Here is a 16,446-nt window from a genome sequence, read left to right as displayed (position 1 = left end):
TGCTTATGCGGGTATCGGATCAACCGACGTGGGCGCGCCTTCAATCGGTCGCTGCTGCGCAGCAAGCTTCCGGTTGGCGTCGTCGAGGTTCTTCTGAAGCTGGTCAGCGCGCGACTGGCTCGCGACCAGCGCACTCTTCGTCGCTTCGAGTGCAGCGTTCGCCTCGTCGAGCGCAGATTGCATGGTTGCATTCGCCGTGGCCAGTGCTTGCACTTGTTGCTCAGCTTGACCAGCTGCGACGCTTGCGTGAGCGAGGCGATCGGCCAGCTCGTTGCGCTGTAGCGTCAGCACGTGGTGCATCATCTGGCCTTCGTTCATCAGGGGAGTGGTTTGTTGATCGTTCATGGCGTTTCCGTTTTGATCTGAATGATTTTGCGGGTGGTGGTCCGCTTGTTGGCCAGAGGTCCGAAGACGATCTGGCGATGCTCAGGCAGCGTGCCGGTCAACGGCTCGATACGCTGAAGGGTGCAGCCAGTCAGCTCATAGAGCGCCGTGGCAAGGAATACGACGTTGTCGCTGTATGCACTCTCGCAGGTGACATCCCACAAGTCTCCTTCGAGAAACATGCAGCTGCCCTTGCAGAGCTGAAGTACGGGGCACGCGTTGCAGTGCTCTCGCGTCGACCAGTGGCGCGAGGACTTGAGCTGAACTGCGTTCATGTCTTGCACGTTGCCGGCGAGATGGGGCTGGCCGTTCGGCGCTACCGCTACTGCCGACACGTTCTGACACGTCAGCACGTTGCCTTTCAGATCCATCGTCAGCGTGTCAGCGCGGTCGCTGCCGCACTTCTGACCGAGCGTGCGTGCTTCACGCCGAGTGACCACAGACTCGCCGAAGTCCACGATCTTCTGCGTGACGCTGTCGAAGTTGAGCGCATTACCGCTCTTCAGCTCGTCGAAGGCGCGAGCGCGGTAGCGGACATGCTCGTGCGCGTCGTGAAACGACATCGAGCGGCCACCTTCGTCGTACGCGTCGACGAACATGCCTTCGCCGATCGGCACGTCGGTGTCGCCCGTCAGCTTGATGAAGTAGTCGCGCACCGCGCGCCGCGACGTGCTGTCCCTATGCAGCATCGCGTTGAAAGAGATCCGGTTCAGTGGACGCAGCCGCTGGTACAGCATGAGGATCGCTTCGCGCGTCAAGGGGTTATCGAGGGGGTCTTGACCGCGTGCCTTCTGCCCTGGTCCGTCGTGCGAGATGCCGATCGTGAACCCCATCGAAATGAGCCATCCGGCCTTCATGTGGTCGATCAGGGAGCCGTTCGTGATCATCCGAAGGGTGATGCCGGGGTAACGCATCCGCAGCCTCTCTGCGAGCGGTTTGAGCGTCTTCCAGTACACCATCGGTTCGCCACCCCAAAACTCGACCGTCGCGTCCTCGGTGAGATAGCAGTTCGCCATGAGGCGGGACATGAACACGTCGACGTCGCCGGGGTTGGTCTGGTCCGCGTGCGGTACGAATCGTTGCGAGCAGTAGTCGCAGCTGTAGTTGCACGAGAGGCCCAGCTGGACCTTCAGCGTGCGAATGACGCGGTCTTTGTGGCCAGGGTGCGCGGCCGGCGCGCGTGGCTCGCTCGGACGTTCGGTCACCACGTCGAGTCCGCGGTCGTCGGTGAGGGTGCTGCGCTGGTTGTTGTAAAAAAAGTCGCGGCCGACGCCAGAGGCGTCGACCGTCTTCAGGCGAAAGGTGGTCATCTGGTGGCTAGATACGTCGCCTGAAGCGCGCGGAGCGCCGTCTTGAAGGCGACCATGTCGTTGAAGGCGAGGTCCCCATCCTTCATTTTCAGCACACCAGCGTCAAGGAGTTTCTGCCGTTTATCAGATGGAAACGCGCCGGCCGGCAGGATGGTGAACAGCAACTCCGTGAGCAGGTCTACCTGTGCTTCGAGCGCGGCGAGTGCGTCATTCGTCTTGATGTTCTTCAGCAGCTTGTGCTTCGCATGCCAGCGGTCGATGATCGGTGCAATCGTTGGCATGAGCCGCTTGAGGACCATGTCACCGCCTTCATCCGTCGTGTCGATGTACGGGGTCGGGTTGGCTGGCTCGATGGTGAAGCAGAAGAAGACCGCAGTGTAGTCGTCCTTCGCCTCGTTGATGCCGATGAGCACGATCGGCATGAACGAGTCGATGTTCTTGCGGAGCAGGGCAGACGACATGCTGTCCTTCGACTCGTGGATGTCGCTGCCCCACACGATGGTGTACTGCCCATTTCGGGTACGGACGAGATGCAGGACGTCATTGCCATGATCGACCTTGGTCAAGTCGAACTGCCAGTACAGGCTCAGGTCCGTCGACTGCATCGTGAAGCCAGTTGGGGTAGGGATGACCGTGGCGATGCCGTAAGCTTGAGCGCGCTGGTCTTCAGTCAAGTCGTCGGGGATGAGGGCTTTATGCACCAGCATGGCTGAGTCCTTTCCATTCGAAGGTGTTGTAATCGAAGTCATACCCATTCGCGCCGGCCGAGACAACATAACCTTCGGCGATGATCATGTGGCATCCACCGACGATCGGCAGATAGACCTTCGTATTGCGGTTCATGTCGTGTTTCATCACGCGCTTGCGTTGCCAGCCGTCGATGTGGGCGAATTCATCCCAGCGGTCGTCCAGAACGCGAACGTCATCATTGTTCGGCAGGCCTTTTACTACACCCAGTTCGACGCCACGCAACCACGACTGTTTGTCTACTACGCCGAACGACTGCACGCCGTCGCGACGCGTCCAGAATGCGTGATCATCGGTCCAGAAGAATGAACGATCTTCGAACGAAATCATCTTCCGATCGCCCAGCAGTGGGGTCTCGACGTCGAGCACGGCTTCCGGCCCAAGCGGTGTCATGACGATGTCGCCAATCTGGATCTGCTCGACGTACTTCCAGCTCCCGTCAGCCATCATGATTCGAGTGCCGGCCGGGAAGCACGTGCATGCGCAGTTGCAGTTGCAGTTGCCCCAAACGCGCACGAGCTGGACTTGATTTCCCGAGCGCTGGAGGTAGAAGGACTGTGGTGCAATCACGCCGTTTGGGATCCACGGCCAGCCTCCGGGGTGCCATCCGTCGCCGCCATCGGTCGTGCCAACCGAATTGAGACGGTCTTCCGCACCCTTTCCGGCGAAGTAGTTCTCCAACCAGCCATAGCGCGATGTCCAGATCCCGCCCGTGCCCTGTTCGAGCGTATGCGTGTCGGTCGCAAAGCCCTTGCCGCCATATACGCGGACATAGCTGGTGTCGGTCATGTGGATGCCGCCACCGTACGTCTGGTTGTACCAGCCGACCTGTCCGTTCGAACGGAACCAGCCGTTGTTGTACAGCTCGGACACGGTGTCGCCGTTGCGACCGAGCTTGGCGTTGTTCAGTGAGTTGTAGAGGTAGTCGGCGTAGTTCTTCGTCGCGGCGTGGTAGGGCTGTGACGGGTCGCCCGAGAGCGTGAGCGGGCCGGTCATCTGGTCGCCCGAGCGCAACACGCGGTTGTTCGCTGCGGTGGTTGCAGCCTGCGCCTGAGCGTCAACGTACCGCTTCGGCGTGGCGTGCAGTGCTTGAGACGGATCTCCCGAGAGCGTGAGCGGGCCGGTCATATTGTCGCCGCTTTTGAGGACGCGGCTGTTTGCGGAAGCCGCAACCTGATCGAGGTTGTCCTGATATGCGATCGAGCGGTTGTAGTCGATTTCGACCACCCATGTGACCGGCGTCAGGCTCGTAAGCCGGAAGAGCTTGTTCTGCGACGTGCTGAGGTACGGCATACCGATCTGGAGTCCAGTGATCGGAAAGGAGTCGCCAGAGTTACGCGAGATCGCCGTGAGGTCGTTGTTGAGCAGCGGCGCGAGCGAGTCGGAGACCCGCTGGCTGTCGGGAATCTGTGTGTAGTTCTGCATCGTGGTGGTGTCCGTTAGCAAGACGAATTTTACGAGCGCTGGCCAGAGCACCCAAGGGATTTCAGTATGCGTGAGCGGCCCATGTCAAAGCGCCGTCGATCTTCGCCTTATCGGAAGCCCTTTCAAGGAAGCAGTCGAAATACGTGCGCGTGACCGAGCCAGCGACAAGTTTCGCGGTGCATGGGTCGCTCGCGCTTTGCACGGTCAGGGTCACCTTCGGTGCGACGTGGAATGGACGCGTGAAGAAGATTCGCGTCGGTGTCGTCCCGTCGATGATGTTGTCGCCGCTGTCGAACATATCGGGAACGTCGACGACAACGCTCAATTTGTTGATCACCCCACGGTCGCCGGAAGTTGAGTTCATAGAGATGCGAAAGAGGGCAGTCTGATACTCGTAGTCACCCTGCACGAACGGTTGAAATGGCGCATAGCCAGTCGGGCTGTCTGACGTGAGCAGTGCGAGGAAACCGTTGTCGTCGAGCACCTTCTTCGAGATGGTGATATCGGAAATTACGTGTGCCATATCAGTACAAACTGTAGTTGATGGTTTGTCCGATACCCTGGACATCGAGGGTCCCTCGGAATACCGATCCGCCTTCTCGGCCGACGTACAACGTGCGCTTGTTTGTATCCTGAGAAATAGCGACGAAGTAGCGTTCGCCTACTTCCAGATCGATCGGGACGGAGATCTTCTTACCGTTGTTGTCGATCGCATAGACACTCATCGTGGACGCTTGATAGCCGATCGTGATTTGCGCGCCGTTCCGTCCGCAGAAGCTGGACCAGGTATCGTCGTTGTCGTCGTATGGAATGACCCAAAAGCTAGTCGAGAACACGTTCGGAATATTAGCGTCGAACGTCACGCGAGTCGGCACCGGTTGAAGCGGCGCAGTCTGCACGAAAAGCCCCGAGCCATACTTGCCAGCGCGGTAGCTAACCGTCTGCTGCTCGGTGACCGATCCGTCCTCACCGGGGCCGGAGAATCCGAGCGTATTGTCGAGTTTGATCGCATAAAGCACGTCAGGCGGTAATGCAGTGAGCGTGGCAATCTCGGCACGGTAGTTGATCGACGAGATGTCACCCGCTGCGGCCCACGGCATCTGCGCTCTGGCGTCGTCCCACGGGAAGGTTGCGTCGTTCCACCGCATGGTGAAGTCGACGATCGCGTCGAGACCGATGAAGAGCGTATTCTGCGCACGGAAGCTCGTCGGGAGCGACACGCTGAAGATGTACTCTGCCTTCGCCTTTCCATCGTCCATTCGCAAAGAGTCGCCGTAGACAACCATGTTGTACCGCATGCCGGTGAAGCCTTTCGACAGTTCGTCCGACTCGTACACGATGTTGGTGTTGTCGAGTTGAGCGACGTCGGTAGTGACGAAGGTTGCCTTGTCCGAGTAGATGCCAGGGGCGGCAATTGACTTCAGCCAAAACTTGCGCGTACCACCTGCGCCGGCCGTAAAACCGAAGCTTGTAGATTTCGTCTTCGCAACGAACACTGCGGTCGCCCACGAGTCACCCTCACGGATCTCGTAGTCGAGAATATTGTCTTCCGGGTTCGGTTTCCAGCTCATCTCGATCCGGTTCGACGACTGAACAGCAATGACGCCACGTACTGAGGACGGGCCATATAACGCGATAGTCTGGATCGTCGGGATCGGCGAGAAGTTATGGCTCGTATCGATCCCGCGGATCATGAACGAGTATGCCCCTCCGGTATCCGTCGTCCATGCGAACTGCGTCGCTGCGTAGTCAGTCACGAGAACCGTTCCAGTTTCCCACGACGTGCCAAGGCGAATCTCGTAACCGGCGCGGTCGAGATCGGGGATCGGGTCCCACTTCAGCAGAATGTCGTTCTGACGGCGTATGACGTTAAAGTTCGTCACGTTGCTCGGCGGGTCATCCTTGCCGACGCATCGGTAGTTCCATGCAGAAAGCTGCGAACTGCGGTAGTCGAACGTGCTGATTGCCCACACGGTGATGTCGTAATCAACGCCGCTCTTACAAGGACCAAGGAATAGGCTTTCACCCGTCGTGCTTGCGGTGAGCCATGTCGACTGTGAACTTTCCTTCCACTGCACGTCGTAGCGCTTGACGATCGCGTTTGCAGGTGGGTCCCAAGACACGAGGATGCGCGCCTGAATCGAACCGTCCTGACCGATGATCAGTTGCTCCGTCCCGGAAGCCATGACCATGTTCGTCGGCGGAGGAGGGATCAGCGGGTTCTTAAACGAATATTGCTTGCTGCCGATCGGCACGCAGTTGTCCGCTGCGGCCTGCTTGTTGACGTTGACTTCGACAGCTGTAACCTTGTAGGTGTCAGGTTGATTGTCAACTGGCTCGATCGCGATCGGACGGAATGGCTTCGCGATGCCGAATCCGCCGTTGTCTTCAATCGTGAAGACGGTGCGATCCGGAATGTTCGGCGGAGTGACGCCACTCACGATCGTCAGCTCGGTTGCGGCTCCGGTCTTGCCAGGGTTCACAACGAGGTTCCACAATCCATCGACGGACTGAAGTCGCAGGTTGTAGTTCTGGTTGATCGTGAAGTAGATCGGATCTCGCAGATAGATCTTGTTGTTGAAGATGGACTTGATGCGACCACCGGACGACCAGCCGGTGATCGGGTCTGCGACGTAGATCGGCTTGTACGGGTCGATGACGCGGCCGAGGCGCGCGGTCATGAATGACACCGTGGCACACTCGGTGGTCGACGTGATCAGCTGATAGGTGGCGCGACGAACAGCTTCGTGCTCGTTCGTGCAGCCGATCGCCTGAAACTGGTACGGAATGCTGCCGTTGAGCGCGATGTGCTCTTCGTACGGGACGCGCCGATGGTCGACGTTCCAGTCGATGTCAGGGTTGACAAACTGAACCTCGTAGTCGTTGTAGCGCGTCGACATATCCGTGAACGTATAGCTGAAGCCTTCGGGCGTCACGTTCTCGGGCGTGAACATCAAGGTAGGTTCTTCCCACTTGTCGACACGCAGGTGAACCATGCCGGTGGCGTCGTCGAAGATGACCGCGCCAAAGCTGCCGGCGACATACTTCAACATGTCGAGGCCAGTCTGCTGGTCGGTCAGGACGAGGTTGAAGGTGTAGCGCGGTTGCCAGCCCCCGATGCCGTCGGGGACCATCTCATCACACCAGCGCCCCGCGTCGTAGAAGTCGAATCGGTTGCAGGTGATCCAGGGGTAATACTTCGCGAGACCCCATGTGGGATTCATGATGAGGTTGTACAGAATCCACGCCGGGTTGTTCGTCCACGCGAGCTTGAACGTTCCATTCCACGGGCCGCTCGCGTCGTACGAGTGCATGTCACCGTTGTAGTTTGTAGGAACCAGGATCTCCAGCCCGTCGTAGATGCCTGAGAAGTCCGGGATCGAGCTGAACTGGCTCGTCGCCTTGGCGACCAGATGGAGGAGCGCGACTTGGTTGTACGAGCGGTTCCCTTTCGTGACCATCTGGAAGCTTTCCCAGGTGAGGTCACAAAATTCGGTCGTACTGGCGTCCGGGTTCTCCTTCAGTACCCGAATCACCCAGTTGTCGCTGATGCGAGGCACGTCCCACGAGTAGTCGACCATGTAGCCGCTCGTGGTTTTACCCGTCACCTTGATTAATCCACCTTGAACCTCTGACCACGCAGCGTAGCTGGATGCCGGACGATACTGGATTCGGAAGCGTGCCGTGTTGTTGAAAGAGCCGTCGTTGTTTTGGACGTAGAGGACATTGAACTGCATCCGTACTTGCAGTTGGTCGATCACTCCCTTCAGCGCTTGGTCAGTCTGGCGGTTGACCCACGTCCCTTGAAATAGACGCGTGCCGACCTGGGTGTTCGAGCTTTCGCCGCCCAGGACGTAGTTGACTGCGGAGTCATGCGTGGTGCCGAGCTTGACGCCGAGGTTGAACGAACTGAAGTTCAGCGATCCGTCCTGCGACATGAGCGGCGTCCCGCCGACAGAGAAGGACTTCATGCCGTCGACCAGTCCTCGAATCGGGCCTTGAGAAAGACCAAGGACGATCTCGACGACGTCTCTCGAAAACAGGTTGTCGTCCGTTCGCGTGGGCGAGCTGGAGCCACCGCCGCTCGCACCGCGGATGCTCTGGAGGGGGCATTCTTCTTCGACAATCATCATGTATTTTTGTTATGCGAGTACGCAGTGGAGTGCTTGACCGTCCCCGTTCTGGTTGCAGTAGCCACCGAGGACCATGTTGGAATCATCGTACCGCTTTGCATCGACGTTGAACGACAGGTAGTGCCCGAAATGCTTCACTCGGCCGAACAGGAGCGGTAGTCGAGTGCCGATTTTCACGGTGTTCTGGCTGGCAGGGATTATCAAGCTAGAGTTCGTCGCTGAACCCGTTCCCAGCTTAGGTTGTGGGGCAAGCATTGAAATGACCCCGCCGAGCATCATCATCGCGCCTCCCATCATCATGCCGATGCCCACCTGGGCCATCGTGCCCCCTATCGGGCCGTTCCACCATAGGACCGTACCGACCACGACCATTACGGCCCCGATCAGGATCTGTAGGAAGCCGCCGTTTCCACCCGCACCACGCAGGGCGGGGTAGACATGCAACTCGGTCTTGTCGGTCTGCACGAACAGCGCGTCGCGGCAATCGAAGCCGTCGACGCGCACATCGACGGGGTTCTCAGCGTCAAATCCAGGGAACTGCTTCAGCACCGTCAGCGCTTCAGCAGCCGTGGTGGAATGGACGTTAATCGGCTCCGGGTGCAGTTCCTTCAGGGAGCCATGCAGATAGATCATCTTCATCGAGCAAAATCACCGCGTTGTTTCTGACGTAGTAGCACCAGACATCGTGCTCGCCAATGATGTAGTGGAACCACCGCGGCCACGCCTGAAATGCACGGTAGTCCTGAGCAGATAGGTTAGGCCCCGTGTGCGGATGCGTGTGCCATGTGGCAGCAATCTGATCCTCATATTGTCGGATAGACGCGGGGGTAATTTCAAAGCCTATTTCAGGCTGCTCGTGGACGTTTTGGCACTCGACAATCGACCCGTCATTTAGGAGGAAGCCGCACCGTTCGGTCAGGGGAGTCCAGAGTTTCAACAAGTCGTCGTTCATACTTCTCTCTCAAGTGGGGTGGCAGCAGGGTCATGAAGTCGACAGACTCCGTTTGCTCGTGATTCTTCTCCGCGATGTCCGGATGCCGGATGACATCAAGGATGCGGTTCTTCCATCGGTCGTTCAGTGGGTCGGCTTTCGACGCCTGGCCATACAGATGATGCAATACGTACTGGTTGCCGACGTAGACGCCGATGTGGTTCGAGATGCCCGTCCTGCTGGCGACGTGCATCATCAATAGGTCGCCGATCTGCAAGCGATTCAATGGCGTATTGACGAGTACAAACCCCTCGCGGTTGAAGTAGTCACCAAGTAGATTGAAACCGTCGTTCTCCCAGGCACACGGACGAGCGTAGTTCGTCAGCTTCATTCCGTAGGTCTTGTCCAGCCATCTGCGCACGAGGCCATAGCAATCATCGCGGCCTTCGATATAAGGGATTCCCTCGAACCCTTCGATGTATTTTTCATAGAGAGACATGCGGGAACTCCGGTGGGTAGAAGGCACGTGCCGGCAGATAGAACATCTGTCCGTCGAGCGGGGTACGCAGTTCGAATGTCGCCATCGAATTGCTCATGCTTAGAGTCTTCGATATGCGCCAGATGTTGATTTGATAGCGGCCAACATTGTTTTTCACATCCTCAAGATGGCAGCGGTAGCGAGTGACCGTTGCGCTGTCGGTCTTGCCCTGTGCAATGAATGCCGAGAAGATGCCGTCAGGGTTGGCAACCGTCAGCTTCGGTCGATTCCATTGGCCATCCGTGCGAACGCCTTCGCCGGCGAGGGTGATGGGAATGGACTCGAATACCATGCCTTGCCAAACGACTTGATTTTTAGCCGTCATGCAAAGAACCGTGCCACCTGAGATGCTATTGAGTTCCAACTTGAACAGGTCGACCAGTCCATCGGCCGACAGCTCGAAGGACTGGGAAACGTGGGTGTCGGGAAGATCGGATCTCACGGCATCTCCACGAACTCGACGCTGAAGGACTCAGACCATCCGTCGGCTCCCTTCTTACCCTTCGGCATTTCGAGAGGCTTGTTGAAGCGGACGTTCATGGCCCCCAGCCACGGGTGCTTATACTGGAATGTCTTATAGAGTCTGTACGTTTCGTAGAAGTCTTTCAGTAGCCCCATGTTGTTGAGCGGATTTGTTGCGATGTCCACTGTGCCGTCCGCATTAAGCCCGCGCCACATCGTCTCGAATGAGAGAATGAAAGTACGTTGTTCCGGAGCGGTCGGCGGCGTAGCGAAGACATAGGAGTTCCCGAGCTGGATGCGTGTTCCAGACTCGGGGTACTTCTCCTCGACCAGATGATTCGGAAAGTCGAAAGTGAGTGACGTTGCCATTTACATTTGACCTAGTGCGACTTGCTTGATCAGTTTCTTCGTAGAGCCGCCCGTGACGATGTCGTTGCTAATCGCGGCGACGACGTCATTCGGACCCATCTGTGGCTTTTGATCCGGGGCAACGACCCATACATTGACGTGCTGCGGCTGCTTCTCGCGTTCGGGCTTCGGTGCTGGCGTGCTCTTCGAGACGACTCGGTTGCTGTGTGCGTTGAGGTTGTCGAGGAAGTCGGTGCCGACCGTCGACACGGCGCCATCGTTTAGCACATACTCTCCCTCTTTCAAAAGAGCATGTACGGAGTCACGACCGGGCATCCCGCCCGTCACGCTGCCGCCGGACACGAAGCGCTTCACACCTGCCGAGCGGGAGACGAGGCCGTTGCTGACGGAGCCGCCTTGGACCGCGAGTGCGGTGCCGGTGGCGGGCATATCAAAGCCACCTGTGGCCGTGGGCGCTGCGGAAGCGGACGCAGCTGTCCCGAACATGCTCAGGAAGCCCTTGATAAGCATGAGCGCGGCTTGTTGTTCGAGGATCTGCATGACCATCTTCAGGAATGACACGCCGAAATCCTTGACGGCCTGACCAGCGGTTTTAGAGTGGGTGGTCAGGTCGTCGAAGAACTGGATCAACGCGTTGTCGGTCCCGTTCAGCATGTTGGCATACCCGTCGATTGCCATCGAAGTCGCATTGTGTGTGTCGAGAAAGTTTTTGTTCGCCTCGTTGATGCCCTGCATCAGTGAGAAGGAGCCGGTGGTGGTCTTCGCTGCCAGCTTCTCCTGCAGACGTTCCTGACTCTCCACCAGTGCGTTCGACTTGTCTTGCAGCGCGTTGAGTTCTCCCTGCTGCGCAGTGCGTTCCGTGGTGAGGCGCACGATCGTCGCTTCGAGGCGTGCCTGTTCCTCCCGTTTCGCGGGGTCGGCCTTTGCCGCAGCGAGCTGCGAGTACAGGCCGGTCGCGGGAGAACCAGCGCCATCACCTTCCTCGCCAAGCATTGCCGTACGGGCGTTGACTTGTTTCCGCAATTGCTCGATTTCGCCGCGCAATTCGGTGATGTTCGCTTGATACGTGACGAGATTGCGCGCGTCTACGACGTCCTGATCGGCCGCTGCCTTGATGCTGAGCGACTGACGCTGAACCTGGCTGAACTGGGCCGAGTAGCGTGGATCACTCATGTATGTCGACGCTGCCTGATCGGCAACGACCGGGTACGAGTTGCGTTTCAGCTCGATTGCCTGATTGCTTGTTCGTGTCTTCTCGTCGCCCTTGAGCGTGGTCATGAAAGCGTTGAACGCCATTCGCGCCCGATCTTCGTCCTCCTTAAACTGCGCGGCCTTGATTTGCTCGTTGAGCTTGCGCACGCGTTCCGTGTTCTTGTCGATCTGCGAGCGAACCTTCGCGTCCATCTCGTCCTGCAACGACTGAAGCTGTTGCTTCACGTCATCTGCGTAGTCACGGTGATCGCCGATCTGAAGGGTTGGGCTGGTCTTCTTCAGCGTGTCGATCGTACGGTTGTACTGATTCTTGATCAACTCGACGGCGACGTCGCCGAGCTGCCGTGCCTTCTCCGGGTCACGGGTGATACCAGCCTGCGTATCAACTTCGGCCAGCTGAGCTTGAAGCGCGCGCTGAGCCGCGGAATTGGTCGCTTTCAGGGAAGGGGCGGCCTCGGCACGCGCATTCTCGATTTCGCGCTGGATGTGGTTCTGCGCGACTTTTAGCTGGTCGATCTGCGCGAGCAGAAATGCTTTCTGGATGTCGTCACTGGATGCGTCTAGCTGTGACTGGAGCTGACGCATGAGCTGGCTGTTGGCCGCGCCTTGGCTCGCAAGACCCGAGTTGTTCAAGAGATTCTGGTAGCGGCCGAACGCACCAGCGCCGCTGCCGATGCGCTGCACGTAGTTGCGTGTCTCGGGCTTGAGCGCGTTGACGAACTCGGTTTCGGTGACGCCGGTTGGGTTGCGGAAATCCATCGAACGGCCGTCCCCGCTCGTAGTAGCCAGCAGCCTGTCGACGTAGCTGGGGCCACCGTTGTAGGCCGCGAGCGCGAGTGTCGAGTTGTTGCCATACTTCTTTAACTGAGCGTTGAGGTACGCACGGCCGATCGCCTCGTTATACGTCGGGTCGTTTCGGTAGCGGTTGTCGTCCCACGGTAGGCCTGCCAGCCGTGCAGCTTCGGGGGCTGTGTCGGGCATCACCTGGGCGATACCGATAGCCCCTTTGTTCGACGTGACTGGTCGCCCATTGCTGTCGAACTGCCGATTTCCGCTCTCCTGCGTTTTCAGAGCCGTCCAGAGTGAGTCAAGGCGCGATTCAGGGGAGCCGAGTACGCCTGTTGTACGAGTGACCGCCGCCGAGACCGCTCTGACGATCTCCTGCGCGGCCGGGTTCGTCTCGGCGTAGCGCTGGCTGGCGAGGGTCTTGTTGGCACGGTCCAGATCATGCTGATAGCCTTGTGCCGTTTGCAGGCCGTTCGTGACCTTCTGGAGATTGGCGAGCAAGTTGGACAGTGCTTGCTCCTCGCCATACGAATTCGCCTTCTCGGCATCCGAGGCATTTTGCCCACTGCGCGCCTGAATTGCTTTCGCAATCGCATTATTCACGGCCGTCGAGAAGGCCCGTTGAGCATCCAGATCATGCGGCTGTCCGTTGATGCCAGCTGCGTCCACCAAGCCCGCCTGGACCTTGCCAGACACGTCAGCGCCCGCATCCTTCAGGTACTGGATGATTGCGGGGATGTTGTCCTTGTTCACGCCCTCGTCGACTGGCAGATAGCCTGCGGATCGACGCCCACCAGGCACGGCGTTGAATCGAACTTGCCCCTGAGCGACGCCGACACCGGCGGCGTCGTAGTACGGTTCAGAGGTCACCAGGGTCACACCGCTGGACTGTTCGATCTTGTCGCGTGGGCCAGAAAAGGCATTTGCCTGGAACTTGCCGGCCTCTTGCCCGGTAGACTCTTTGGCGCGCTCGACCATGACGTCAAGCTGCGCGCTGAGGACGGACGTATTCAACTCATATCGCTTGCCAAGCTCGCCTTGCAAGCGCTGCAATGCAATGATCAGGTTTTCGGTTTTCCCGATGGCGTCTTTGTCAAGCGTGACGCCGTATTTCTCGAACTGGACGCTGAGATCGTCGACTTCACGCTTGAGCTGTTCCGGGTGCTCGTTGAGCGCCGTCATCTTGTAGCGTAGCGTGTCGATCTGACGGCCGATGCTGTCGTACGATTGCTTTGACGATGTCACAGCATCTTTCGCAGCGTTGACAGCTGTACGCTGCTCCTCAAACGCCTTCCCGGAGTCATTCAGCTTACTGACAAGGTAGACGACGCCGGCCGTAAGTCCTGCGATGGCGCCGATCACGAGGCCGATCTGGCCGCCCATTGCAGCGACACCAGCAGCGGCTTCGAAGCCACCGAATGTCATGCCGGCGATGCCGCCGAGCAGCCCGCCGACATACTTCAAGCCCACCGCGAGTGCGCCCGTGCCGATCAGCGTGCCGACCGTCTCGGTGACCCCACCGTAGCTCTTCAACGCGGCTTCGGCGCTTGACGTCATATCCAGGATGTTCTTCAGTCCGTCGAGCAACGGCTTGAAGCCGTCACCGACCAGAAGCGACGTCTGGTTCTTGAAGCGATCGTACTGAGCGCCGAGCGTTTCCATCTGCTCAGCGTTGGCACGCGCTGCTGCATCCGTGTGATTCAATGTGGACGAAAAGTCGTTCATCTCGGCTAGGTTGCCCGAGAGTGCTGTGAACGCCGACGCACTGCGCGCCTCGAACGCCTGCATGGCGTCGGCTGCGGTAAAGCCCGCATCCTTCAGGTTCTTCAGCGCACCGTACAGGCCTTGCGACTTGACGTTGATGTCTTGCTGCGTGAGACCCAGTTGATCCAGCGTTGCCTTGAACTTCTGGCTCGGCTTTTCGAGGTCGATCAGCAGTTGACGCAGTCCACCGCCGAGCGTCGCACCAGAGGCCGTACCAGTATTCGTGATGGCCACGGTCGCTGACAGCATTTCCTTGAACGAGACACCAGCCTCACTCGCGGTCTCGCCTGCGGTTTCGATCGACGTTTTCAATTTGTCCATTGTCAGGCGCGACGAGTTGACCGCCTGGGCGATCATGTTCGTTACCTGAACCGTATCACTCGCGGACATCTTGAACGCGCCGAGCGAACCGGTGACGGTGTTAACCGTCTTGTTGAAGTCTTCGCCCGTGGCGGTGGCGAGGTCAGCCACGCCGCGGAGTGCTACACCGAGCTGGTTGGTAGTCACACCCGTCTCCGACAAGGCGGCAGCTGCCTTGGTCAGATCCGTCGCGCTGTAACGTGTCGCATTCGAGACAGTCTCGATAGTTGACGCGAGAGAGGCGAGCTGAAGATCGGTCGCGGACGTGATCGTCTTGAGGTGGGCCAGTGCTTCTTCGTACTGAATCGTGTTCTGCAACGCGGACGTGAACGCAGTCTGCACCCCACGGGTCACGCTGTAATTGGCGAGGAGGGCGGTCTGCGTCAGCGCGATTGACGCTCCGCCGTCGCCAAATGTTTGGCGATAGCGACGAGCACGCGTAGCTGAGTCCTGTTGATCCTGAAAATCGGGACTGTTGCGACGGTTGCTCTCGGCTTGTGCATCACGCAGGCGCATAAGCGTCGCTCGATCGGGACCGAACTGAGCAGCGGCGCGAGCCGCTGCCTCGTCTGCCTGCTGCTGGCGGCGACGATTCTCTCGAATGGCGTTATCCCAGTCATCTTCGAGCTTCTTCTGCGTTGTCTTTGAGCGCCGGTGGTCCTCAAGGATTGCGGCATCCCAGTCAGCCAGGAACTTCCGCTCAGTGGCCTTGTCGCGCTTGAGGTTTTCGAGATGAGCTGAATTCCATGTCTTGTCGAACGATGCCTCGGCGTCGCGTGCTCGCTTGTGGTCTTCAACCTGCGCGGAGCGCAGTTGCCGCTCGAATGTGGCATCGGCACGTTGCGTGCGCTGACGGTCTTCGACAATGGCTTGATTCCATGCCTTCTCGATCGCGGCTTGCCGACTGCGCTCCTCAGTGAGCGCTGCGGTCCAGTCCTTTTCGAGTTGCTTGCGCTCGTTGCTCAGGGCTTTCGCCGCGTCGCGTTCGGCGCGTTGCTGAGCACCGACCGTGGTGCGCAGTGACGTCGAGAGATCCGCCTTGTCAGCGTTCACTATCGCGAGTTGGGCCTGCGCGACATCAACGTTCTTGCCGCTGTCTAGGGCGCGGCCGAGGCGTACGCGCGCCCCACGCTCGCGCAGATCGATTTCCTGCTTCAGCTGGTCGAGACGCTGTTGGCCATCGCGCATGTCGCGCTTGGCCGAGGCCTGCGTCGCGGTGTCACTGTCGATGATCGCTTGCTTGTAGCGCTGCTGGGCTTCAGTGATCCGCGCCGTGATCTCGTAGATCCGCGTCGCCGCGCTCATCTGCGACGTCGAGTATTCACGGTTCGCTTCCTGGGCGACTTGAAGTTGTCGCTCAAGGAGCACACGACGCTCGGCGGCGGCATTGAGCGCGGTCAGCTGTTCGAGCTGAGCGCGATTGTCCGAGCCGAAAAGTGCCTGCGAGCGCGTGCCTTGCACGAGAGCTTGGTTGATCTGCGCCTGCGGTCCGCCCGATCGTACGGTCGCGAGCATGGTTCGCATGTCGCGCTGAAGACCACCAATCGCAGCCAGGATGTTGGACTGACTCGGATCGGTGGAAGAAACGCCGGGGATCGAGATTTGCTTCGCGATCCCGCTGATGTCATTGAGGCGCTTGAAGATCTCAGTGAGGAGGGTCGAGAGGGACTGCGCATCCTGAAAGATCTTCGGACCAAGGGATAGGTCCAGTTGCCCCTGTTGTACTTGATTCTCGCCCGCCATTTATCGTTTCCCGAAGACTGCTGCCAACCGGCGTTGGGCGTCCGCGAAGTCTTTGGGCACGTTTTCTTGGGAGGATTCGGACGTGCTCGAAGCAGTCCCTGTGCCGAGGGCTTCGGAGAGAAGGATCGCCAACGTCTGGAACTGTTGCACGTGGTTTGCTTGGCATTCGCCGAGCTTCAACCGTGTGCGGATTTTAATGTCCTCGCGACTGTACTTCCAGAAAATAATTGGCAATGCAGAAGGAACAGTTTCGAATGCCCAGCACACTGCCTCGCTGAAAGT

12 protein-coding genes are annotated in these 16,446 nt (G+C 58.8%); all 12 read right to left on the bottom strand.

From position 1 onward, the window contains the following. Positions 1 to 3: 3 nt before the first annotated feature. Positions 4 to 345 carry a hypothetical protein gene (locus tag GQ56_RS0101215; RefSeq protein WP_017880827.1) on the bottom strand — a complete coding sequence of 114 codons (342 nt, stop codon included), beginning with the start codon at positions 343 to 345 and terminating at the stop codon, positions 4 to 6. Continuing rightward, positions 342 to 1,694: an SPASM domain-containing protein gene (locus GQ56_RS0101210; RefSeq protein WP_052007102.1), complete on the bottom strand. Its 1,353-nt coding sequence runs from the start codon at positions 1,692 to 1,694 to the stop codon at positions 342 to 344. Before GQ56_RS0101210 ends, GQ56_RS0101215 begins: the two co-directional genes overlap by 4 nt. Continuing rightward, positions 1,691 to 2,401, bottom strand: a complete 711-nt coding sequence (locus tag GQ56_RS0101205) for a hypothetical protein (protein ID WP_031396907.1) — start codon at positions 2,399 to 2,401, stop codon at positions 1,691 to 1,693. Before GQ56_RS0101205 ends, GQ56_RS0101210 begins: the two co-directional genes overlap by 4 nt. After that, a complete protein-coding gene (gene pilV / locus GQ56_RS39965; RefSeq protein WP_031396906.1) occupies positions 2,388 to 3,866 on the bottom strand; it encodes a shufflon system plasmid conjugative transfer pilus tip adhesin PilV in 1,479 nt (492 codons plus the stop codon). The genes GQ56_RS0101205 and pilV overlap by 14 nt, the downstream gene beginning before the upstream one ends. Before the next feature lie 61 nt (positions 3,867 to 3,927). After that, complete coding sequence (locus tag GQ56_RS0101195; protein ID WP_152601601.1) at positions 3,928 to 4,434, bottom strand: hypothetical protein; 507 nt, start codon at positions 4,432 to 4,434, stop codon at positions 3,928 to 3,930. Further along, positions 4,391 to 7,999 (bottom strand): host specificity protein J, encoded by a 3,609-nt coding sequence (locus GQ56_RS0101190; RefSeq protein ID WP_081894795.1) that lies wholly within the window; start codon positions 7,997 to 7,999, stop codon positions 4,391 to 4,393. The genes GQ56_RS0101195 and GQ56_RS0101190 overlap by 44 nt, the downstream gene beginning before the upstream one ends. A 9-nt stretch (positions 8,000 to 8,008) precedes the next feature. Next, positions 8,009 to 8,638 (bottom strand): tail assembly protein, encoded by a 630-nt coding sequence (locus GQ56_RS0101185; RefSeq protein WP_031396903.1) that lies wholly within the window; start codon positions 8,636 to 8,638, stop codon positions 8,009 to 8,011. Continuing rightward, the gene (locus tag GQ56_RS47155) at positions 8,583 to 8,951 is read right to left on the bottom strand and encodes a Mov34/MPN/PAD-1 family protein (protein ID WP_075122831.1); all 369 of its coding nucleotides are present in this window, start codon (positions 8,949 to 8,951) and stop codon (positions 8,583 to 8,585) included. Before GQ56_RS47155 ends, GQ56_RS0101185 begins: the two co-directional genes overlap by 56 nt. Further along, positions 8,887 to 9,429 carry an NlpC/P60 family protein gene (locus GQ56_RS39960; protein WP_052007100.1) on the bottom strand — a complete coding sequence of 181 codons (543 nt, stop codon included), beginning with the start codon at positions 9,427 to 9,429 and terminating at the stop codon, positions 8,887 to 8,889. The genes GQ56_RS47155 and GQ56_RS39960 overlap by 65 nt, the downstream gene beginning before the upstream one ends. Further along, on the bottom strand, positions 9,416 to 9,910 hold the full coding sequence (locus GQ56_RS0101175; RefSeq protein WP_031396901.1) for a phage minor tail protein L: 495 nt from the start codon (positions 9,908 to 9,910) through the stop codon (positions 9,416 to 9,418). Before GQ56_RS0101175 ends, GQ56_RS39960 begins: the two co-directional genes overlap by 14 nt. Further along, positions 9,907 to 10,299, bottom strand: a complete 393-nt coding sequence (locus tag GQ56_RS0101170) for a hypothetical protein (RefSeq protein WP_031396900.1) — start codon at positions 10,297 to 10,299, stop codon at positions 9,907 to 9,909. The genes GQ56_RS0101175 and GQ56_RS0101170 overlap by 4 nt, the downstream gene beginning before the upstream one ends. Further along, positions 10,300 to 16,164 carry a phage tail tape measure protein gene (locus GQ56_RS39955; protein ID WP_052007098.1) on the bottom strand — a complete coding sequence of 1,955 codons (5,865 nt, stop codon included), beginning with the start codon at positions 16,162 to 16,164 and terminating at the stop codon, positions 10,300 to 10,302. Between the last annotated feature and the right edge of the window lie 282 nt (positions 16,165 to 16,446).

Source organism: Burkholderia paludis (assembly GCF_000732615.1).
Taxonomy (GTDB): Bacteria; Pseudomonadota; Gammaproteobacteria; order Burkholderiales; family Burkholderiaceae; genus Burkholderia; species Burkholderia paludis.
This window is presented reverse-complemented; position numbering and strand designations above follow the sequence as displayed.